Here is a 20,073-nt window from a genome sequence, read left to right on the forward strand (position 1 = left end):
GATACCATGGAGTTTCTATGGTGCCAATCAGTTCCCCATATGCCATTAAGTTTCCTGAATTGCCTGCGAGTCCCGTACAGTGCTGTTGAGGTCCCCGAAAGACATACTGGTTGCACAATAATCCTATTGGCGTTAGGCCGATGCTTGCGGCTGCCAGTTTTGCTGTGCCGATGGTGTGGGATATCTGACAATTGGGTTAATGATTAACGTAGGAGGTACCAAGGGCTTAGTCCAATGGCGAGGCGAGTCAAATGACTTCAAGCTTCAAGCTTCAAGCAGCCCCGATTGGGTCTGAGGACCCCTCCGGAATGCTGACGGAACTGCGAATGGGGCAGATTTGCAAAAAAATCTGCAGATTTTCTGCAGAAAACGTGCAGAAAAGTTTTTAAATATAGACTTTTTCGTATAAGATGAAGGGATGAAGAAAAAAGTTGCAGTGATAACCACAATGGGATGGCTGTACAGTTACTGCTGCTAGTACAGCTTCATAATATATTTCTCGCAGAGAAGGAAACAGTCTTCCCGCTGGGACGGACTGGCTCTTTCTGTTTGCTTAAAAGAATGGAGATCATCAATGATTAAGCATCTGTATGCAATATGGTTAGGGGACGTATTATTTTGCTTCTCGGGTGAAACTTCTGAGCCGAAGGTGGACGCGTGGACACGTGTGATTAAACGGCTGGAATTTCGGAGCGGCTGGCGTCCTTTTGCGGGTGCTGCGCTGCGGCTGGCGGAAGTGAAGTATCCTGCCGCCGCCGCCGTGGAAGGGAAGACGGCGCGGCGCGGAATGCCGGGGCGCACCCTCGAAGGGCTGGCCCTGTCGCCCAAGGACGCTTTTGAGCTGCTCCTTGCCTGGGATGAACAGGCAAGCCGCGCCCAGGGCATAGAGCCTGGTGGAGAACTGCGCTACTGGTCGGCTGCTGCCCGGTTTGCGCTGGAACTGATGGGCAAAGGCGGGATTGTCCCCGGCGCTCAGCCGCCGCGCAAGGTGGGCTCACGCCGCCGCGGAGGCGAGCAGGCGGCAGCGGTATGCTGGTCGCCGGCTTTCCGGGAAGAGGCGGATAAGGATTTCTTCCTGCAGATGGCGGCTTCCATGCCGGTGCTTGCACTCGGCACTCACGTAGCCGAGGAGGGGGATCTGTCCTCGCGTGAGGAAGCAGGCGGGTACGTGCTCTATTCGTTCCTGCAGGCTGTGATGACGGCGGAGATCAAGAATGTGGTCGCGGCCAACGAGAGTGCGCTGAGTCCATTCAAAGCGAACTACCGCCGCGGCTACTCGCCGCTTACAGAGCTGTGGTGGAACAGTCTGCTGACCGGCAGCCGGGATATCCCTGTTCAGGGAACTCCGGCTGAAGTGACCGAGCTACTGGCTGCCGTGAGTGAGACGGCAGGCAACGAGGTTCCGCATTTCGAGACTGAGGAGGCACGCAGCGGACAGCTCAGCCTGGGCCTGCGGCTGGAGCCGCCTGCAGACGACAGTGAGCTGTGGCGGCTGACGTTCTGGGCGGAGAGCCGGGAGGAAGGTGAATTCTGGATTCCGGCTGAAGCGGTCTGGAGCAGCCGGGAACGGGAATTCACGCTGTGGGGCAAGCGCTACCGCAACATTCAGCAGCAGCTGCTTGCTGCGCTGGGGCGGGCAGCCAAAATCTCGCCGGACATTCAGCGTGCGCTGGCCGAACCGGCGCCGCGCGGGGTAGAGCTGCTTCCGGAGCGGCTGTATTTTTTCCTGAAGGAGAGTGTACAGCAGCTGCGTGAACGGGGAATTACGGTGCAGATGCCTTCACGCTGGAGCCGCGAAGGACGGCGGCGGATCGGGATGAGAATGAAGATGCAGCCGCCGCCAGGCGGAGTGGACGGCCCTGTACAAGCAGCGCTAGGCATGGAGGAGCTGATCTCCTTCCGCATCGAGGCCTCCCTGGGCGATTCGGAGATCAGCGAGGATGAACTGAATGCTCTGGTTGAAGCCGGAGTGCCATTTGTACGTTTCCGGGGCGAATGGATCGAAGTGGACCCGAAGGAGGTCCGTCAGGTCCTGAGATATATGAAGCGCAACGAGAGCGGAGAGATGACGGCAGCAGACTGGATGCGCCTGGAAGCCGAGGATGGCGAAGAACGGCTATGGAAGGGCATGTCGGTCACGGGCATGGAGACCTCCGGTTTGCTGGCCTCCCTTATGCATGGCGATGTGCTGCGCGGGCTACCCATGCGTCCGGTGCCGGATGATCTGAATGGTACCCTGCGGCCTTATCAGGAGCGGGGATATCAATGGCTTACGGCGCTTAGCGGCCTTGGCTTCGGGGTCTGTCTGGCCGATGATATGGGGCTTGGCAAAACCGTGCAGGTGATCACCTGCCTGCTGGACCGTGCGCTGAATGCGCCGCCGGGAGAGAAGCAGGAGCCTGTGCTTATCCTCTGCCCGACCTCACTGCTGGGGAACTGGCAGCGGGAATTGCAGCGGTTTGCACCTTCGCTTAGTGTGCATATCCATCATGGCGGCCGGCGGGTACGCGGAGAAGGCTTCACCGAGCTTGCCGCCAGCCATGAGATTGTACTGACTACGTATCATCTGGCAGGCCGGGACAGTGAGGATCTGGCCGGGGTGCGCTGGTCAACCGTTGTGCTGGATGAGGCGCAGTATATTAAGAACCACCGCACCAAACAGGCGCAGAGTGTCATGAAGCTGAACGCGCCGCACCGGATTGCGATGACCGGTACCCCGGTAGAGAACCGGCTCGGCGAGCTGTGGTCGATCTTTCATTTCTTGAATCCGGGGTATCTCGGAACCTATCATTCCTTCCGCCAGCGGTATGTATCCGGCGAAGGCGGGGAACGGCTGCGTGAGCTTCACCGACTCGTATCGCCATTCCTGCTGCGCCGCCTGAAGAGTGATCCCGATATTTCGAAGGATCTTCCCGAGAAGATCGAGCTCAAGTCGTATTGTCCGCTAACAGAAACGCAGGCAGCCCTGTATCAGGGCGTTGTGGATGAGATGCTCGGCGTAATCGGTGAGCGGTCGGGCATGGCCCGGCGGGGGCTGGTGCTGTCCTCGCTGACCAAGCTGAAGCAGATCTGTGATCATCCGCAGCTGTTCCGCAAGGATGACGGACGGAGCCTGCGCAGTGAGCCTTCCGGCAAAATGGATGTGATGTTCGAGGTGCTGGACAGCATCTCCGAGCTTGGGGAGTCCGCGCTGATCTTCACGCAGTATGTGGCGATGGGCGAGCTGCTCGTCAGCCGGCTGGCCAGAAGGTACGGGCAGACACCGCTCTTCCTGCATGGCGGTATTCCGAAGCGTGAACGCGACGAGATGGTGCATGCTTTTCAGGAGGGGGAAGGTCCTGCATTCTTCGTCCTGTCCCTCAAAGCCGGGGGCGTAGGCCTCAATCTGACCAGGGCCAATCATGTGCTGCATTATGACCGCTGGTGGAACCCGGCAGTGGAGAACCAGGCTACGGACCGGGCATTCCGGATCGGGCAGCACAAGAATGTTCAGGTGCATAAGCTGATCTGCCAGGGAACGCTGGAGGAACGGATCGATGAACTGATTGAGCGTAAAAAAAGTCTGTCCGAGCAGGTAGTCGGCTCCGGCGAGAATTGGTTGACCGAAATGTCCAACCATGAGCTGAAGGAGCTGATCGAGCTGCAAGGACAGGACTGGATGTAAATGATAGCTGTATTGCAGAAAGAGGGGGACATCCATGAGTGAACTGCTGGAGTTGAAGCTGGAGGTGCTGCCGGGAAAGATCAAGGCCACCGGGAGCCTGGGAACCGCTGCTGCGGAAGGTGCAGGCAGACGGAACGGCAAATCCGGCGCAGTTGCAGAGGAACAAGCGCAGCGCGCGGTGTTCACTTTGCATATTCCGGAATGGACGGCCGCCCGGAAGAATGAGGTGCTGCTACAGCTCTCTGCGCATCCGGGTGAATTGTATGAGCTGCTCCAGGGCAGCCTGGAAGGCGGACTTGCTGCTCTTGAGGTGCTGCCTGCTGATGCTGAGCTCGAACAGGCGGCCAATGAACAGGGCACAGGCTTGCTGCCCGCCGGGGAGCTGCGGCTTCGGGTGAAGCAGCAGCTGGCGAAGGAGCCGCTGCTGGCTTTTGCCCTGCGCGGCCTGTCCAAGGAGGAGCTGCTCTCCGGGGTGTTTGCTCTCTGGGCGGAGCAGGAGAATGAGCGGGTTACCGAAGAAGGGATGCCTGCACCTGTAACGCTTGCGTCCGAGCTGGCCCGGCTGGAACGTAAAGGTCCGGCAGTGTCCTCGGGAGAATGGCTGGCCGAGGCGGCTGCGGAGGGCTCGCTTCATCAGCCGGGGCCGCTGTTTCATGAGATCTCTGCCCGGCCATTTCCGGCTATGCCTGATGTCATTGAACCGGAAGAGGACTGGAGCGCGCTGCTGCCGCAGACGCCCAAGGCCCGGGAAGGACTTGCCCTGCTGATGCGCCGGGTATCAGAAGCCGCCGCCAAACGTGCGGCTCGCTTGAATAAATTGTAAGCGGACAACGCAAATCAAGGCAGTACTTTAACATCCTAGCTGTTAAAGTACTGCCTTGATTGTATACAAATATACTTATACTAAGGGTTCATTACTGCTGCCTTCCGCTTCTGACAGTTCGAGGATCTCCCGGCGCAGGCGGAGCATCTTCTGATCCAGTTCATCAGCGGCACGCGCAGCCTCCTTCAATTCCTCAGCCACATGCGGCGGCAGCTGTTTGTCAAATTTATAGTAGAGAATATGCTCCATGCTGGCCCAGAAATCCATAGCGAGTGTGCGGAGCTGAATTTCGGCTTTGACCCAGCGGGTTCCTTCCAGCAGCACAAGGGGGATGGCGACGATAAGATGCAGACTCTGATAGCCGTTAGGCTTCGGATGGGCGATGTAATCCTTAATTTCCAGTACACGGATGTCCTCGCGCGCGCACAGGTGATCCACCAGCCGGTAAATATCCTTCACAAAAGCACAGACGATCCGCATACCTGCAATATCGTGAATGTGCTGCTCCATATTTTCCAGCGTGAAATCATGGCCTTTGCGTTCCATCTTCTGTACAATGCTCTTCGGTTCCTTAATGCGTGACTTCACATGCTCGATGGGGCTGAAGCCGTCGCGTACCTGCCATTCTGTACGGATGACATCAATTTTATTCTCAAGCTCATTCAGAGCATGTCGGTAAAGCGCCGGCAAAGCTTTGAAATTCTCAACCTGCTTGGCAAAATCTTCGTGTACCTGCCACTTCTGCATATCCTTCACATGGACCTGCAACTTGTGTAGTGTAACCTGTGTACTATCGTATTCTTCCACTGAAACTCTCCCGGTATTCGTTATTTGTGACTGTAGACCATGAACGGATGACTACGGCGTTCGCATAAAATGCGCTGCAGTTTATGTGATTCTATTTTAACCGAAGTACAGCCCCGGAAGCAAAACAAAGCCGGATGAAGCAGAAGAGAAACATTCTTCCCGCAGCAGCGTATTAGCTCACAATAGGCCTATCTGTCAGACGGGACGGGGCTTTACGATCCAGATTAGGGCGGCAGAGCCGTTTCTACTTGTTAGTCGGAGAACCGCCGCCGTAACCTTCATCCTGGTAGCCGGTATTTCCGAGCCTCTGCAGAACATTCATTTCATCAATGAGCCGGCGCGTTTCGTCTGTGCCGTGGTCATGCAAATACTGGAACAGATGAATGGTGGCATCGTCAAACTGCTCAGCAGCATCATCATGATCGGCTGATTTATAGGGGACAAAAGCACGCCGGAAGGCATAGTCGTCCTCACCGGCCAGACCTTTCAGAAGATCCTGGAGCACGGTAAGCTCTTCATCCGAGAGCAGAACCTCAAATTCGTTCGAGTCGTTACGCACATCCTGAATCAGGCCATGATTCACGGATACGAAATATCGTTTATGGTTATCGTCAGGCAATATTATCCCTCCATTATTCGATAATGTTCGTCATGTAGTATTTAACACCTGACGACAAATAATGAATCTGTCAGGGACTTTTGGTATGATAGAGTCACGTTTCCACTGCTATACGGAGCGATAAGGATGTATAGGGTTATTTTGCGGCTGCGAATCAGCCTATTCTCACTCTGGAGAAGGAGGAACTACAATGAATTTTCTGCAACGCATTAAAGACGGTGCCAGCCGGGTGAGTGAAAAAGCGCAAAGCTCGGTGGAAGTAGGCAAGCTGAACGGGCAAATTTCTGATATCGAACATGAGATGCAACTTGAATTTTTGAAAATGGGAAAGCTTTTCTACGAAGGATATCGTTCCAGAGATATGTCGGTGGCAGAGGGGCAGATGATCGAGCTGGCGCGCGGCTGTAACAAGCTTCAGGAGCAGATTGAGGGTGTGCGCTCAAGAATTGCCGAACTGAAGAATGAACGGCTCTGTGCCTGCGGCCAGATCGTAGCACTGGATGCCAACTTCTGCCCGCACTGCGGACGCAAGCTTGAGGAGCTGCCACTGCGCAAGGAACCGGTGCTGCGCAAGGACCCGGCGCCTACCGTTACGGTACATACCGTACATGAGCACGAAGATGAGGAAGATCAATACTACGGTGAGGAAGAATTGACAGAAGCGGAGCGGGAACTCGCTAAGAGACCTGAACAACCTGTCCAGTACGCCGAAGCCTTGCCGGAAATTGAAGTTGAACCGGAGCCTGAAGAGTATGAACGGGTTCTTCCGGATACAGAACGGGGCCGCCGTGAGGCCGATGAACTGGAGCGTGAACGTGAGCGCCAGCTGGAGCTGGACCGCCGGATCCGCGACTGGAAAGCCAGTGAGCCTGCAGAAGAGACTGCCGTCAGCGAATCGGGTACACGGGATATTGTGAAATGCCAGATTTGCCGCGCCGATCTGCCGAAAGGCTCAATGTGGTGCCCGCGCTGCGGATCGGAGCAAATTTAGACAGGGTTAGACAGACAGCTTAGGGGGACAACATAGATGGAACAGTTGCTGCTGCATCTGCGCAATTTGGGTTTCACAGAGATGGAATCCAAAATTATGGTTGAGCTGGCCACCAAGGGCCAGGCTTCGGGCTACGAAGTGGCAAAGCAGCTAGGAGTATCAAGATCGAATGTATACGCGGCGCTTCAGCGCCTGACGCAACAAGGCTACGTACGCTGCGGGGAAGGGGAGCCGGCCCGCTACAGCGTGCTGGACCCTGAAGAGCTGGCGACGATGATATCCGGCCGGGTACAGGCGTCGCTGGCGTATATGGAAAGTGAAATGCCGCGCGGAGGCCCGGTCAGCCCTTCATTCTATAACGTGGAAGGTGACCGCAACGTAACGGGAGCGCTGATCCGCCAGCTGAATCTAGCGGCTCAGGAGATCGTGGTCGATGTATGGCGGGAGGAAGCCTCGCTGCTGCGCAGCGAGCTGGAGCAGGCAGAGCTGCGCGGAGTGAAGCTGCTGTGGGCTTTTGACGGCGGCAACGCGGCCTCTGCGCCATACCCGATATGGCCGCCGCTGGACGGTAAGCCACAGCGCAGCGGGGGGCGGAAGTTTTCTTTTGTCATCGACCGTTCCTGGTGTATGCTCGGCATGCGTTATGAGGACGGAACCGCGCAGGCGGTGGTTACCGAGCATCCGGTGCTCGTGGAGCTGCTGCTGAATCATTTTACACAGGAAATGGTATTGTTCGAGCTTGAAGAAGATATGGGGCCTGAGCTGCAGAAGCGGTACGGGGAACGCTATGGCCGGATTTACAGCAAATATGTACTGCATGACCAGGATGAAGCCGGGGAAGAACAGGCGGAGTAGCTCCTGGGATGCAGAGGGTACTAAGCTAGGGAGGTGACAAGCGTGGAGTGTATTGTTCATTTTGATGTGCAGCATTCGGAAGGCGTTAAGCCGTTACGCGGATTGCTGTTTTTGGACGAAGGGAAGACCCCGGGAGAGCAGGATCTAATCGGCATGTTTAAGGACATGAATTTTAATGTCCGGCTTGAGGACCGGGAGAAGTTAGTGTTCAAACCTGTGGCACCTGGAGAGAAGTATTCAGAGATTCGGATTACGAGCTTTGACAACGGCAAAAAGAACAGTAAGCAGGATAACGAGCTGAAGTCGATTGTCGGTAACCTGCTGCCCCAGAAACCTACGGGTCTGTAGCAGACGAAGCAGGGTCCATTTGAGGATAGAGGAGGAGCACGGATGGAGTTATTGAGACAAAAGGTCATTAACGAAGGTATTGTTCTCGGCCCTGGTGTGCTCAAGGTTGATTCTTTTCTGAATCACCAGATGGACCCTTTCCTGATGCGTGAAGTAGGGCGCGAGTTTACCCGCCGTTTCGCCGGGGAAGGAATCACCAAGGTGCTGACCATCGAATCCTCGGGGATTGCCCCCGGCATTATGACGGCGCTGGAGCTTGAGGTCCCGATGATTTTTGCCCGCAAGCAGAAGTCGCTGACGCTGACGGAAGATATTTATGTGGAGAAGGTCTACTCCTTCACGAAGAAGGAAACCAATGAAATTACCGTCTCCCGAAAGTTCATCGCACCCGGTGAGCGCGTGCTGATCGTCGATGATTTCCTGGCGAATGGTGAAGCGGCCTTCGGGCTGGCACGGATTGTTGAACAGGCGGGCGGCAGTGTTGCCGGGATTGGGATTGTGATCGAAAAAGCTTTCCAGCCCGGCAACCGGCTGCTGAAGGAAGCCGGCTACCGCGTGGAGTCGCTGGTGCGGATCGCTTCGCTGGATGACGGCGTTGTTGGCTTCGTGGAGGAATAGGAGAACTGCCGGGTGGACTTTTGCGGCAGACGTAAATAACAGGCAGGCCCCCGGAGATTATCCGTGGGCCTGCCTGTTTGTGTTTGAAGGCGGGCATAGTTAGTGCAGCTGAGGGGACTGCTGGGCTGTAGCCTTAGAGAGCAGGGACGAAGCTCACGGCTAACTCCTTCAGCGTGCGGCCAGTCATACGCCTCCAGTGCTTCGGTCAGGCGCTGGTTTGGCCTGCTGAGTAATGCGGGAGAGGAGCTGAGACGAATCTGCTGGACTGAAGCTGAAGGGATGAGCGAGCTAGTTTGTGAGTAACAAGGGGCATAAGCGGGCGGAAGAGTGAGTTGAGGGGAGCAAGGGGTGATGGAGTTACGGCCGGCCGAAGTGTGAATTGATGGGAGCAAGGGATGATGGGATTACGGGGAGATTGGGAGTGTGCATTGTAGAAGCTAGTGTGAGTAATGCAGATGTTGTGCGGGAGCGGGAGGGTATGTGCGAGCTGGTTTGTGAGTAACTGGGTTCAGGCGGGGGATAGGTATGTGCAATATACTACGCGGACTGAAATGCGCTTATTTCGGAAATTTGGCGTGTTTTTGCTGCCAAGCGGACTCCAGTGCGCTTATTTGTTCATTTGGTGCATCAGATCAATCAATTTGTGGGGCATAGCGGAATCTCAGTCTGCAAGTCAACTAAAAACCCCTTGCCGGAGAGATTAAGGTCCTCTCAGTCCGCAAGGGGTACATAGTGGCTAGATCGCCGGAACGTCGTTGGTGGAAGCAGCCGTTAGCTCAACCGGCTGCCCGTGCTCGGCCAGCCGGCCGTGCCTCCCGCCGTCTACGCCCCGGCTCCCACAGCCGCAGCTGCCTGCGCCCCGCCTAGCCGCTCGCGTGGCACGGCCCGGCCGCGCCCTGCGCGCCGGCCGCCGCCAGCGGCGAGAGCACGCGCAGCGACCCCGGCTCGCAGCGCACAGCCAGCGGCGCGGTGCCGAGGGCCTCGCCGTCGCCGATGGCATGGCGCGGCTGCGCGAAGTGGACGGCTACGCTGCGTCCGCGCAGCATGGTGACGTAGGGCAGCGCAACATGCTTGCCCTTCACCACCGTCGGGAACAGCCGCAGCAACTGCCCGCGGCTGATCCCGTGGACGACGCAGACGTCGAGCAGGCCGTCGCCTGACTCCGCCTGTGGGCAGATCAGCAGCCCGCCGCCGTAGCTGGGCAGATTGCAGACCGAGACCAGCCACGCCCGGTCGAAGGTCTGCTCCCTGCCGTCGCAGGTCACGCTGACCCGGCAGGGCTTGAAGGTAATCAGCGTATGCAGAATGCCGATGATATAAGCCAGGCGGCCGGCGCCGATGGCATTGCACAGCCGTTTGTAGCGGCTGTTGTTCACATTGACGGCTACCTGGGCATCGAAGCCGCTGGCTACGGCGGTCAGGGTGAGCCCGTCCGCGCCCGAGAGCAGATCAGCTTCGAGACAGCGGTCCTGCAGCGCGTTATCCAGCGCTGCCTCCGGAGTGAGCGGGATGCCGAAGCCCCGCGCGGTGTCGTTGCCGGAGCCGGCGGGGATTACGCCGAGCGGCACCCCTCTGCGCCGCAGTGCGCCCAGCACGCTGTGGATCGTGCCGTCGCCGCCGATAACGATGGCGGCGCGCCAGTCCTCGCGGCGGGCAAGGGAGTGCAGCACCTGATTCTCCGCGCTGTCTGCGCTTTGCGTGAACAGTGCTTCATGCGCAATGGCGCGTGCCTTGAGCATGGCTTCAACGGTATGCCAAGTCCGCAGCCCCGCTCCGCCGCCCGAGCGGGAATTTATGATCAATAAATACATGGTTGTTCCCCCAGCCTGTAAAGATTCCTGTAAGTCCTGATTCCATTGTACGGAGAGGACAGGCAAAAGGGAATCTTTTTTACCGGTTACAGCTGCCGCAGCTGACTCTCGGCAATTGCTCCTGCCCAGGGCAGCTTATACCATCTTCCGCCCAGTGCGTGGTAGATCATCAGCAGCCATACGGCGAAGCCCAGCAGGGAGAGAAGGGCAGCCACGACAAAACCGAGAAAAGGGATGAAGCCGCTCAGTACATGGGCTACCATCAGCGCCCCGAAGGCAATCAGGGATTGCAGCGAGTGGAACAGGACGAACCGGCTGCGCTTCTCCAGCGCGAGGAACACAATGGCACCAATGAACGGGAAGAAGTAACACAAGGCGGCGGCAATATTATCGGGCAATCCGGTGGAAGATCTGAAAGGGGACAAAGGGCTCACTCTCCTTGGTTTGAAGAAGAAAGGCACGGATAATCAACCTTCCTCCCTACAAGCCTATGAAGAATCACGTTAAAGTATGAACTGCACAGGGGATATGTCCAATATTTTCTGCAGCATTGGTTAGACTAATATCAGGTTCCCGAAGCTGGCGGAAGACATACTATATATTTTAGCCACAGGGGGCCGGACGCGTTGCTGAGGTCAGGTCAGGAGTAGCGGTTGTAGCGGAAAATGAGGAGCTTACTTAGCGTGGAAGCTAAAGAAGTATAAAAAATTTCCATTCGCATATTTTACAAGGAAAGGTGGAACTTGGACTGGAATATGATACAATATAACGATAAGGCCCGAAAGGAGTGATTCAGCAAGTGGCTCTTCGGGTAACTAAAGTGTCAAGGTGTCTTTACTCTGAGACATCCTTACTCTCAGCCCAAATCACGACGAACCTGCTTCACCGGCAAGGCGGATTTCCGGAATACCGGAAGGATGGTCAAGGCGGATAATGCAAGCCACGTATGTGTAATGGTTTCTTAACTTGCATTTCAAGGTTACGGCGGACTTTTCATCATGCATTCTCTACAACGGAGCATTCATTTTCAATGTTTTGGGAGGGAACTGATCATGGCAAGTAAAGGTCATAACGAAGTCAAGGAAAGTCTACGGGAAATGACACGCATTTTCCGGCCCAAAGATCCCAAGAAATTTGTGAAGGAGTACGTCCGGAAGTATCGGATCACGGGAGGCTATGAAGAAGAGCTGACCATGGTTGTGGAGCATGAACTGGTAAGAATGAATTCGTCCGTTTCTTAAACAACAGATAGAATTGTTCTGCTTCTGCTTCTGCTTTTTGATGACAACATTTTGCGCTATAACATCCATGAGGATTCTCATAAACCGTGCCCGGGCAGCCTGCTGCCGCTGGAATCGGTTTTTTTTGTCTGCCCGGTTTACCGGATACAGGTCTCTATAATTAGTCAAATGAATTAATAGACACAAATACATATGAATACGCTTTAAAAGTAGTTTAACAGTTTTCACCTTATTTTGAAAGCGCTTTTAAAATCAGTAAGGACAAGCTTTTTTCTTTTTCAAAATGATTATGTGAAATTGTTGTGAACGATTGACAAAACAGTGGGGCGAACTTATATTAATAGTGATTGTTATAATTGACAGGAAAATACTCTAATCTACGAATTCGGGAAAAGCGGGGTAGATCAATGATGAAAACGTGGCAGGCTGGAAAGCGGCTTCTTCCCATGACCGCAGCGCTTGGACTCATTCTTGCCGGATGCGGGCGGGAAGACTTGTCGGTACTCAGACCGCAGGGACCCGCAGCGGAAAGCTCGTTTGCACTTATGAAGCTGTCGATCTCAATCATGATCGTGGTGCTTTTGGTCGTCTTCTCCATTGCGGCTTATGTATGGATCCGTTTCCGCCGGAAACCGGATCAGAACGAGATTCCCAAGCAGGTGGAAGGCAGCTTCAGGCTCGAAGTGCTGTGGACGGTCATCCCGCTTATTCTCGTAGTTGTGCTGGCGGTTCCTACAGTGAAGGCGGTGTTCGCTGCCGGCAATGATCATTCGGATGATAAGGATGCCATTAAGGTCAAAGTGACCGGCCATCAATACTGGTGGGAGTTTGAATATACGGATTACGGGGTGACAACAGCACAGGATCTGGTGATTCCCGCCGGCAAGGATATCGCTTTTGAGCTAAGCACCAAGGATGTCCTGCACTCCTTCTGGGTACCTTCGCTCTCCGGCAAAATGGACACCAACCCCGACGGAACGGTCAACCGCTTCAGCTTCAGTGCGCCGAATGAAGGCGTTTACCGCGGCAAATGTGCGGAGCTGTGCGGGCCTTCCCACGGCTTCATGGAGTTTAAGGTAAAGTCAGTCAGTAGTACGGCCTTTGAGGAGTGGTTAGCTTCGATGAAGGCTCCTGATTCCGTGTTGCCGGATGATCCGGCGCTCGCGGAGACCTTCAAATCCCAGTGCCTGACCTGCCATGCGACTGGAAGTATGCAGGATCTTTCCCAGGCTCCCAATCTGACCGGAATCGGCTCCCGCGAATCGGTGGCCGGCATTCTGCTTAATGACGACACTCGCGTGGACGGGGCACCGGTAGAAGAGAATCTGAAGACGTGGCTGCATGATCCCCAGAGCGTGAAGCCGGGCAACAAGATGCCGGATCCCAAGGACCTGGGCTTAAGCGATGAAGAAATTGACGGAATTGCCGAGTTTCTGGCCGGTTACACGCTGGACTGAAGCCGGATAGCCTATAGCCCGAAGCGGAAGCAGCATATTTGAAAAAGGGGGTACGTACCTTGGCCGAAGCAGCGCAATCCTTGCATCCCTCCCAGCCCTTGAAGCATGGCCACAGCGTTAAACGGCATACCGGGCTAATGGACTGGATCACCACCGTCGATCATAAGAAGATCGCGATTCTCTACCTGTGGGCTGGAGGCATCTTCTTCGGCATCGGCGGACTGGAAGCGATTCTGATCCGTATTCAGCTGATCAAGCCGATGAATACCTTTCTGGATGCCCAGACCTTCAATGAACTGATTACCATGCATGGCACGACGATGATCTTTCTTGGCGTGATGCCTGTCATCTTCGCACTGATGAATGCAGTCATACCGCTGCAGATTGGTGCACGTGACGTAGCCTTTCCTTTTCTCAATGCGCTCGGATTCTGGACCTTCCTGTTCGGCGGAATTCTGCTCAACCTCAGCTGGGTAATGGGCGGTGCGCCTGATGCGGGCTGGACCGCATATACCCCGCTCTCCAGCACGGGCTACAGCCCCACGCACGGGGTGGACTTTTATACCATCGGACTGCAGATTGCAGGCCTTGGCACACTGATTGGCGGCATTAACTTCCTGGCCACCATCATCACGATGCGCGCACCGGGGATGTCCTTCATGCGGATGCCGATGTTCGCCTGGACCACTTTTATTACTTCAGCCATTATTCTATTCGCTTTCCCTGCTATTACTGTAGGCCTTGTCCTGCTTACTTTCGACCGGATACTGGAAGCCAACTTCTTCAATGTTGCCGGAGGCGGCAATCCGGTGCTGTGGCAGCATATCTTCTGGATCTTCGGCCATCCCGAAGTATACATTCTGATTCTTCCGGCCTTCGGCGTCATCTCTGAGGTTATTCCGACCTTCTCGCGCAAGCGGCTGTTCGGGTATAGCTCCATGGTGTTCGCAACGATTCTGATCGCCTTCCTGGGCTTCATGGTCTGGGCGCATCATATGTTCACCACCGGCCTCGGTCCGGTAGCGAATGCGTTGTTCTCAGTCTCCACCATGCTGATCGCCGTTCCGACCGGGATCAAGATCTTCAACTGGCTGTTCACCATGTGGGGCGGACAGGTACGCTTCACCACCCCTAATCTGTTCGCAGCCGGCTTCATCCCAACCTTCACCATGGGCGGGGTAACGGGGGTCATGCTGGCCTCTGCGCCTGCGGACTTCCAGTTCCACGATACTTACTTCGTAGTGGCGCATTTCCACTATGTTATTGTCGGCGGTCTGGTGCTCGGGCTGTTTGCCGGACTGCATTACTGGTGGCCGAAGATGTTCGGGCGGATGCTCAGTGAGACGTTAGGTAAGTGGACCTTCTGGACGTTCATTATCGGCTTCCACCTGACGTTCTTCGTGCAGCATTTCCTGGGACTGATGGGCATGCAGCGCCGTGTATTCACCTATTTGCCGAATCAGCAGTTTGATCTGCTTAACCTGGTCAGCACTATTGGTGCGATGCTGATGGGGGTCGGCATGCTGATCTTCCTCACGAATATCTTCCTGACCTCGAGACGGCCGGCTGATGCAGCCGACGATCCGTGGGAAGACGGCCGGACACTCGAATGGACGATCCCTTCACCGCCGCCGGAATATAACTTCAAGCAGACGCCGCTGGTGCGGGGCCTGGATGCCTTCTGGAAGGAAAAAATGGCCGGACACAAGGGGATGACCCCGTCCGAACCGGTGGGCTCGATTCATATGCCTTCAGCAACGATCCTGCCGTTCCTGATGTCGGTCGGTATTTTCATAGCGGGACTGGGCTTCATGTTCAGCCGTGATGAGTTCAGCAGCAGTATAATGAGCTTTCTGTTCAATAACTATATCGTTACGGCACTGGGACTGCTTATTACCTTCGGTTCCATGCTGATGCGGTCGCTGTTCGATGATCCGGGCTGGCATATTGAACCCGAAGAGCTGGAAGGAAGGTGAGCGGATATGACTACAGCACATGCTGAAGCAGCGAATGGGACTCTCCCGCATGAACCGGAAAAAGCAACACTCGAAGGGCGCAACAAGGTGCTGGCCTTCTGGCTGTTCCTTGGTGGGGAAGCGGTGCTCTTCGGCACCCTCTTCGCAACCTTCCTGGCGCTGCGCAATCAGACCAATGAAGGCCCGTCTGCGAATGAGCTGTTTCATCTTCCGCTGGTCGCGGCGGCAACCTTTCTCCTGCTGGTCAGCAGTCTGACCAGTGTCTTCGCGATCCAGGCGATGCACCGGGGCCGCGTCACCATGCTGCGGAACTGGCTGCTGGTCACGGTACTGCTCGGACTATGCTTCCTGGTTCTGGAGATTTACGAATTCAGCGTATACATCAGGCATGAGGAATTCGGAATGACCACCAGTGCATTCAGCTCGGCTTTTTATACCCTGGTCGGCTTTCACGGTGCCCATGTGGCCTTCGGTATCCTGTGGATATCAGTACTGATTGGCCAGTTAATGCATAAGGGGCTGACGGTGGTAACCGCACCGAAGATTTATGTGTCGGCGATGTACTGGCATTTCATTGATGTGGTGTGGGTCTTTATCTTCACGGTAGTATACCTCCTTGGAAAGGTGGGATGAAGCCATGGCGACGAAGCAGCATTCTCCGGACTCTCCGGTGAAGCACCGGCACCGCCCGGAAGGACCGCAGCGGCATATTGTTGTCTTTGTCTTCTCCATTGTCCTGACGCTGATCGCCTTTTCCGCAGTGGCCGCCGGAGGGGTGAATGCCACCTTTGCCGTTATTCTGCTGCTGGTGATGGCTGTGCTGCAGGTGATCCTGCAGATGGGCTTCTGGATGCATCTGAAGGACAAAGGGCATATGATGCCGATTATCTTCATGCTGGGCGGATTTTTTATCGCGGGCACTTGCATTATAATGTCGCTCTACTGGGTATGGTGGGATTAATACTGTACGGGGGGAGGGCTTGCCATAATGCCGGGATTACAATACTTCAGCTTTACTGAACTGTGGAGTCCGCTGTTTCTGGCCCTGATGCTCCTGCTGACCGCCGGATATTTTGTGCTGATCGGTCCGCTGGCCTCCCGGTTTGAAGGCAGTACTGCAGTCCCCTTCTGGCGGAGGGGGCTGTTCTTATGCGGAATGCTGGCCCTCTATCTGGCGCAGGGCGGTCCTGTCAGTCTGCTGGGGCATATCCTTTTTTCGTTCCATATGGTCAGTATGGCCTTGTCTTATCTTGTCGCAGTTCCGCTGATTATGCTGGGGATTCCTGACTGGTGCTGGCATGCGCTGCTCCGGGTGAATCCGCTGCGCGGCCTTGCTTTTCTGGCTAAGCCCATCGTTGCCGCACTGCTCTTCAACGGATTATTCTCGTTCTACCATATCCCGGCGATTCATGATTATGTCATGCTGCATTTCGCGGTTCATCGCCTGTATTATGCCGTATTATTCCTGACTTCAGGGCTCATGTGGTGGAATCTGATTAATCCCCTGCCGGAATACCGGGCGCTGGGCGGCCTAGGTCAGGTGGGGTTCATCTTTCTGAACATGGTCCTGCTGACACCGGCCTGCGGGCTGATTATTTTTGCCGGTTCTCCCCTGTATGCTACGTATAGTGACCCCAATACCTGGGCGATGGCCATGGGCTACTGTGTACCGCAGAGTCCGGCTGCTTTGCTGCAGGCTTTTGGCGGTCCCGGCTTCTTCGGATCTCTGTCCCCCAAGGTAGATCAGCAGGTCGGCGGCATCGTGATGAAGTTCATTCAGGAATTTATTTTTGCCTCGATGCTTGCTTATGTGTTCTATCATTGGTATAAAAAAGAGAACGGACAAGAGGACACGGAGTTGTCCGCGCCTGCCTCTGAACTTGCGGAGGAGGGTCTGAACTATAAGGGCTGGTAAGTGCCGAGGGGGATAATCATGGATATTTTCACATTGTTTCCAACGATCAGTACATCGTTCATCGTCATTAGCGCGGTGCTGGTGGCTATCGGCTGGAGACAAATCATTCAGGGCAAACGCGAAGCGCACAAGAAGACAATGATTGCAGCTGCTGTGGCGGCAATTCTCTTTTTCCTGGTGTACTCGTCAAGAACGATATTCGTGGGGAATACGACCTGGGGCGGACCGGATGATCTGTCGACGCTGTACCATGTCTTCCTGATCTTCCACATTGTGCTGGCTACCGTAGCTGCTGTATTCGGCATCACTACGCTGACGCTGGGCTTCAAGGCCAAGTATGCCAAACACCGCAAGTGGGGAAGAGTGACGGCTATGATCTGGTTTGTCACCGCTATTACGGGTGTTGCCGTTTATGTGCTGCTGTACATCTTCTATCCGGGCGGACATACGCTGCCGGTCTGGAAAGTCATTATGGGCGGTTAGCTGTAATTGAAGACAAGCCTGTACATCTGCTGTTCCGCTTATGCGGGGCGGGTGTATAGGCTTTTTGTTTGTGGTGCAGGAGTGGGGAGCGGGGGCTCAGAACTGCACGCTGAACCCCTTAAACCTATGTATCCCCGTTCCAAAATGATCCAGCTCCTGTTCCTGCAGATATTGGGCCGCCCGCCCGGCTTCCCGGAGAATCTCCGGATCGAGCCCCAGTGTATTATGCGAGCCGTACACTTTGCGGATGCCGTTAATTTGTGCAATCCTTGCCAGTGAACGCACCAGGCCGGCAGGACTTGTCGAAGGATAGAACGCATAGACTGGCGTTGTGTCGTAGAGCAGATCACCGGTGAACAGGAATCCCCGGCTGTCGTCCCCGAAGCATAAATGGCCCGGTGAGTGCCCGGGAGTATGATACACGGTTATTATCCGTCCTCCGCCCAGATCAAACAGATCTCCATCCCTGAGCAGCCCCGCCGGTTCCCCCTGATAAGGAGTATAGGCCGCCGGATCGAATCCCTCCGGAACCTTGCGCGTAATGTCCCTGCCGATATCCCGCCGGATCTGCTCCAGAGTCAAACCCTGAATACCGTGGACCAGCCAGTCCCGGTCACCTTCATGTACATAGATCCGTTCGAATTGCCCATGGCTGCCGATATGGTCGGTATGCACATGAGTGGTAAGCACATCAACCGGGAGATTCGTCAGCTGGCCGGTTATGCTGCGGATATTGCCGATGCCTAGCCCCGTATCAATCAGCGCCGCCCGGTCTTCCCCGATTAGCAGGAAGGAATGTACCTGCTCCCAATGCCCGTATTCGCTGATGGCGAAGGTGGTTTCATCTATAGACTCTACAGTAAACCAAGGATCATCCAATCTATGCAGATCCAACTATACGCACCTCCAATATATAAACATCCAATACATTAACCACAATGCTCCAATTCCCCTATCGGATTTGAATTCCACACCATGCCTTGTGCGATATTTCCCGGTGATCCGTTAATTATGCTGAGTTCTTACTGATCCGCAGGAAGCAGGTGCATGTGCGGCAGCGGGCCCATATTATTCCATAATAGCACAGTGAACCGGGAAGGCGTGTTTCCGGGCTCTATAATAATGCGCCCAATTACTTTTGTTGAAAACCCTTGACACTGGAAAATACAGGTCATATACTGTTTATATAGATATATACAGTAAGCACAGAGAGAAGCACACTGAACTGTGTGAATCTGCTGCCGACTGCCGATGATGAAATCACAAAGCGAGGTTAACGGTTATGACAACATTAAAGAATGCATGGTTCATCGTGCGCAGCGATTTCCGCGGTGACAGGCTGAAGCTGCTGTGGGCACTGCTGTTCGCCGTCGTATTCATGGGGTATATGGCCGCACTGGCCGGAATGGTATTGGATGATGCGATGGACCGGGGCGAGGGGAGGCTGCTGAGCGATGTTTTGCTGGTCACTATTATTTCTATGCTGGGCATTACCTTCTCCCGGAGAAATATGAAGTATTTGGCGGAGGATACCTATACCCGAATGCTGGCTTATATGCGGTCCCTGCCGGTACCTGCTGAGGTCATTCTCTGCAAAAGAAAACTGAATACGCTGTTTGCCTTTATCCTGAACAGCACACTGTACTTTGGTTTAATCTATACGATCGGCGCCAATATACGCAGCGAACTGCCGGTCACCGCGTATCTCGCATTTGCCCTTACCTGGATTGGATGCGGTCTGGTTATTGCTGGAATATACATTTTTATCGAGTTCTCGTTCAGCGGCAAAGCATATTTCCTGATTATGATCATCGTCATATTTCTGTCCATGGGTATTGCTGGACTGGTCTATCTGGCCGGAGGGAATCTGCTGATTGCAAGTGTGGCTGTCTCCAAGGAGTGGGGGCTGTTGTCTCCTCTGATGTGGGGTTCGCTGCTGCTCGGCATTGTATCGGTGCAGCTGTTCTCCAGGTGGACGATTCACCGGCTGAAGAGCCGTGATCTCGTATGAAACGGGGCAAAGTGTTAGTCCGGCATGCCGGAGCGTGGAAGGCAGGTGCGTATCATGTGGATACCCATACAAATTAATGAGAACAGTGCAGAGCCGCTGTATCATCAGATCGAAACCCAGCTGAAATCGCTGATTATCTCTGGCACGATCACGGAGGGCACCCTGCTTCCTTCCATCCGTGAATTTGCGGGTGACCTGAAGTGCAGTGTGATCACCGTCCGGCGGGTCTATCAGGATCTGGAGAATGAAGGGCTGCTGCGCACAAGACAGGGAACGGGCACCTTCGTCTCCCATGTAGGAGACGGAACCATGGCAGGCTATAAGCAGGACGCCATCCGCAAAGCGCTGGAGAGTGCAGTGGATGTGGGGCTGTCCGTACATTGCAGTGAAGATGAGCTGACACAGCTGTTCAAGGAAATTGTGCAGGACAAATACGGGAAACAGAAATGAAGGA

At 54.9% G+C, this 20,073-nt stretch carries 20 protein-coding genes; 15 read left to right on the forward strand and 5 right to left on the reverse strand.

What is annotated here, in order from left to right; all coding sequences use genetic code 11:
* Positions 1-574 precede the first annotated feature (574 nt).
* Both P40081_RS02855 and P40081_RS36150 read left to right on the forward strand, forming a co-directional pair.
* Positions 575-3,664: a DEAD/DEAH box helicase gene (locus P40081_RS02855; RefSeq protein WP_042133205.1), complete on the forward strand. Its 3,090-nt coding sequence runs from the start codon at positions 575-577 to the stop codon at positions 3,662-3,664.
* A gap of 34 nt (positions 3,665-3,698) precedes the next feature.
* The gene (locus P40081_RS36150; RefSeq protein WP_052421645.1) at positions 3,699-4,487 is read left to right on the forward strand and encodes a hypothetical protein; all 789 of its coding nucleotides are present in this window, start codon (positions 3,699-3,701) and stop codon (positions 4,485-4,487) included.
* A gap of 75 nt (positions 4,488-4,562) precedes the next feature.
* On the opposite strand, the gene P40081_RS02865 is transcribed toward P40081_RS36150, so the two are convergent.
* Both P40081_RS02865 and P40081_RS02870 read right to left on the reverse strand, forming a co-directional pair.
* Complete coding sequence (locus P40081_RS02865) at positions 4,563-5,234, reverse strand: GTP pyrophosphokinase (RefSeq protein WP_042140699.1); 672 nt, start codon at positions 5,232-5,234, stop codon at positions 4,563-4,565.
* Positions 5,235-5,538: 304 nt separating this feature from the next.
* A complete protein-coding gene (locus P40081_RS02870) occupies positions 5,539-5,913 on the reverse strand; it encodes a hypothetical protein (protein WP_039309768.1) in 375 nt (124 codons plus the stop codon).
* Between the two features lie 190 nt (positions 5,914-6,103).
* Between P40081_RS02870 and P40081_RS02875 the strand changes: the two genes are divergently transcribed.
* The 4 genes from P40081_RS02875 to P40081_RS02890 are packed head-to-tail and all read left to right on the forward strand — an operon-like array spanning position 6,104 to position 8,725.
* On the forward strand, positions 6,104-6,904 hold the full coding sequence (locus P40081_RS02875) for a zinc ribbon domain-containing protein (RefSeq protein WP_042133207.1): 801 nt from the start codon (positions 6,104-6,106) through the stop codon (positions 6,902-6,904).
* Positions 6,905-6,940: 36 nt separating this feature from the next.
* Entirely contained in the window at positions 6,941-7,759 is an 819-nt protein-coding gene (locus P40081_RS02880; RefSeq protein WP_042133210.1) for a TrmB family transcriptional regulator, read from the forward strand.
* A gap of 42 nt (positions 7,760-7,801) precedes the next feature.
* Positions 7,802-8,107 carry a hypothetical protein gene (locus P40081_RS02885; protein WP_042133213.1) on the forward strand — a complete coding sequence of 102 codons (306 nt, stop codon included), beginning with the start codon at positions 7,802-7,804 and terminating at the stop codon, positions 8,105-8,107.
* 42 nt (positions 8,108-8,149) lie between these two features.
* On the forward strand, positions 8,150-8,725 hold the full coding sequence (locus P40081_RS02890; RefSeq protein WP_042133215.1) for a xanthine phosphoribosyltransferase: 576 nt from the start codon (positions 8,150-8,152) through the stop codon (positions 8,723-8,725).
* An 863-nt stretch (positions 8,726-9,588) separates the two neighbouring features.
* Here P40081_RS02890 and P40081_RS02895 read toward each other — a convergent pair.
* Both P40081_RS02895 and P40081_RS02900 read right to left on the reverse strand, forming a co-directional pair.
* The gene (locus tag P40081_RS02895) at positions 9,589-10,536 is read right to left on the reverse strand and encodes a diacylglycerol/lipid kinase family protein (RefSeq protein WP_042133217.1); all 948 of its coding nucleotides are present in this window, start codon (positions 10,534-10,536) and stop codon (positions 9,589-9,591) included.
* An 86-nt stretch (positions 10,537-10,622) separates the two neighbouring features.
* The gene (locus P40081_RS02900) at positions 10,623-10,961 is read right to left on the reverse strand and encodes a DUF4870 domain-containing protein (protein WP_042133218.1); all 339 of its coding nucleotides are present in this window, start codon (positions 10,959-10,961) and stop codon (positions 10,623-10,625) included.
* 627 nt (positions 10,962-11,588) lie between these two features.
* Between P40081_RS02900 and P40081_RS02905 the strand changes: the two genes are divergently transcribed.
* From P40081_RS02905 to P40081_RS02935, 7 genes are all read left to right on the forward strand, one after another.
* Positions 11,589-11,777, forward strand: coding sequence for a hypothetical protein (locus tag P40081_RS02905; RefSeq protein WP_019913840.1), 189 nt, complete (start codon positions 11,589-11,591; stop codon positions 11,775-11,777).
* A 407-nt stretch (positions 11,778-12,184) separates the two neighbouring features.
* The gene (coxB, locus tag P40081_RS02910) at positions 12,185-13,234 is read left to right on the forward strand and encodes a cytochrome c oxidase subunit II (protein WP_042133221.1); all 1,050 of its coding nucleotides are present in this window, start codon (positions 12,185-12,187) and stop codon (positions 13,232-13,234) included.
* 137 nt (positions 13,235-13,371) lie between these two features.
* Positions 13,372-15,210, forward strand: a complete 1,839-nt coding sequence (gene ctaD, locus P40081_RS02915) for a cytochrome c oxidase subunit I (protein WP_042140700.1) — start codon at positions 13,372-13,374, stop codon at positions 15,208-15,210.
* Between the two features lie 6 nt (positions 15,211-15,216).
* Positions 15,217-15,843 (forward strand): cytochrome (ubi)quinol oxidase subunit III, encoded by a 627-nt coding sequence (locus P40081_RS02920; protein WP_039306709.1) that lies wholly within the window; start codon positions 15,217-15,219, stop codon positions 15,841-15,843.
* 4 nt (positions 15,844-15,847) lie between these two features.
* Positions 15,848-16,171, forward strand: a complete 324-nt coding sequence (locus P40081_RS02925; protein WP_042133225.1) for a cytochrome C oxidase subunit IV family protein — start codon at positions 15,848-15,850, stop codon at positions 16,169-16,171.
* Positions 16,172-16,198: 27 nt separating this feature from the next.
* Positions 16,199-17,125 carry a cytochrome c oxidase assembly factor CtaG gene (gene ctaG / locus P40081_RS02930; RefSeq protein WP_042133228.1) on the forward strand — a complete coding sequence of 309 codons (927 nt, stop codon included), beginning with the start codon at positions 16,199-16,201 and terminating at the stop codon, positions 17,123-17,125.
* An 18-nt stretch (positions 17,126-17,143) separates the two neighbouring features.
* Positions 17,144-17,608 (forward strand): DUF420 domain-containing protein, encoded by a 465-nt coding sequence (locus tag P40081_RS02935; RefSeq protein WP_042133229.1) that lies wholly within the window; start codon positions 17,144-17,146, stop codon positions 17,606-17,608.
* 96 nt (positions 17,609-17,704) lie between these two features.
* On the opposite strand, the gene P40081_RS02940 is transcribed toward P40081_RS02935, so the two are convergent.
* Positions 17,705-18,496: an MBL fold metallo-hydrolase gene (locus tag P40081_RS02940; protein ID WP_144026148.1), complete on the reverse strand. Its 792-nt coding sequence runs from the start codon at positions 18,494-18,496 to the stop codon at positions 17,705-17,707.
* Between the two features lie 394 nt (positions 18,497-18,890).
* On the opposite strand from P40081_RS02940, the gene P40081_RS02945 reads away from it, so the two are divergent.
* Positions 18,891-19,619, forward strand: coding sequence for a hypothetical protein (locus tag P40081_RS02945; protein ID WP_042133233.1), 729 nt, complete (start codon positions 18,891-18,893; stop codon positions 19,617-19,619).
* A gap of 54 nt (positions 19,620-19,673) precedes the next feature.
* Entirely contained in the window at positions 19,674-20,069 is a 396-nt protein-coding gene (locus P40081_RS02950) for a GntR family transcriptional regulator (protein WP_039306744.1), read from the forward strand.
* Positions 20,070-20,073 lie beyond the last annotated feature (4 nt).

Source organism: Paenibacillus sp. FSL P4-0081, from assembly GCF_000758565.1.
Taxonomy (GTDB): Bacteria; Bacillota; Bacilli; order Paenibacillales; family Paenibacillaceae; genus Paenibacillus_AQ; species Paenibacillus_AQ phytohabitans.

What these genes read in the sequence shown, in the direction of transcription:
- P40081_RS02855 (WP_042133205.1), top strand. Translation starts at nt 575, where the DNA reads ATGATTAAGCATCTGTATGCAATATGGTTAGGGGACGTATTATTTTGC.
- P40081_RS36150 (WP_052421645.1), top strand. Translation starts at nt 3,699, where the DNA reads ATGAGTGAACTGCTGGAGTTGAAGCTGGAGGTGCTGCCGGGAAAGATC.
- P40081_RS02865 (WP_042140699.1), bottom strand. Translation starts at nt 5,234, where the DNA reads ATGCAGAAGTGGCAGGTACACGAAGATTTTGCCAAGCAGGTTGAGAAT.
- P40081_RS02875 (WP_042133207.1), top strand. Translation starts at nt 6,104, where the DNA reads ATGAATTTTCTGCAACGCATTAAAGACGGTGCCAGCCGGGTGAGTGAA.
- P40081_RS02880 (WP_042133210.1), top strand. Translation starts at nt 6,941, where the DNA reads ATGGAACAGTTGCTGCTGCATCTGCGCAATTTGGGTTTCACAGAGATG.
- P40081_RS02890 (WP_042133215.1), top strand. Translation starts at nt 8,150, where the DNA reads ATGGAGTTATTGAGACAAAAGGTCATTAACGAAGGTATTGTTCTCGGC.
- P40081_RS02895 (WP_042133217.1), bottom strand. Translation starts at nt 10,536, where the DNA reads ATGTATTTATTGATCATAAATTCCCGCTCGGGCGGCGGAGCGGGGCTG.
- P40081_RS02905 (WP_019913840.1), top strand. Translation starts at nt 11,589, where the DNA reads ATGGCAAGTAAAGGTCATAACGAAGTCAAGGAAAGTCTACGGGAAATG.
- coxB (WP_042133221.1), top strand. Translation starts at nt 12,185, where the DNA reads ATGATGAAAACGTGGCAGGCTGGAAAGCGGCTTCTTCCCATGACCGCA.
- ctaD (WP_042140700.1), top strand. Translation starts at nt 13,372, where the DNA reads ATGGACTGGATCACCACCGTCGATCATAAGAAGATCGCGATTCTCTAC.
- P40081_RS02920 (WP_039306709.1), top strand. Translation starts at nt 15,217, where the DNA reads ATGACTACAGCACATGCTGAAGCAGCGAATGGGACTCTCCCGCATGAA.
- P40081_RS02925 (WP_042133225.1), top strand. Translation starts at nt 15,848, where the DNA reads ATGGCGACGAAGCAGCATTCTCCGGACTCTCCGGTGAAGCACCGGCAC.
- ctaG (WP_042133228.1), top strand. Translation starts at nt 16,199, where the DNA reads ATGCCGGGATTACAATACTTCAGCTTTACTGAACTGTGGAGTCCGCTG.
- P40081_RS02935 (WP_042133229.1), top strand. Translation starts at nt 17,144, where the DNA reads ATGGATATTTTCACATTGTTTCCAACGATCAGTACATCGTTCATCGTC.
- P40081_RS02945 (WP_042133233.1), top strand. Translation starts at nt 18,891, where the DNA reads ATGACAACATTAAAGAATGCATGGTTCATCGTGCGCAGCGATTTCCGC.
- P40081_RS02950 (WP_039306744.1), top strand. Translation starts at nt 19,674, where the DNA reads ATGTGGATACCCATACAAATTAATGAGAACAGTGCAGAGCCGCTGTAT.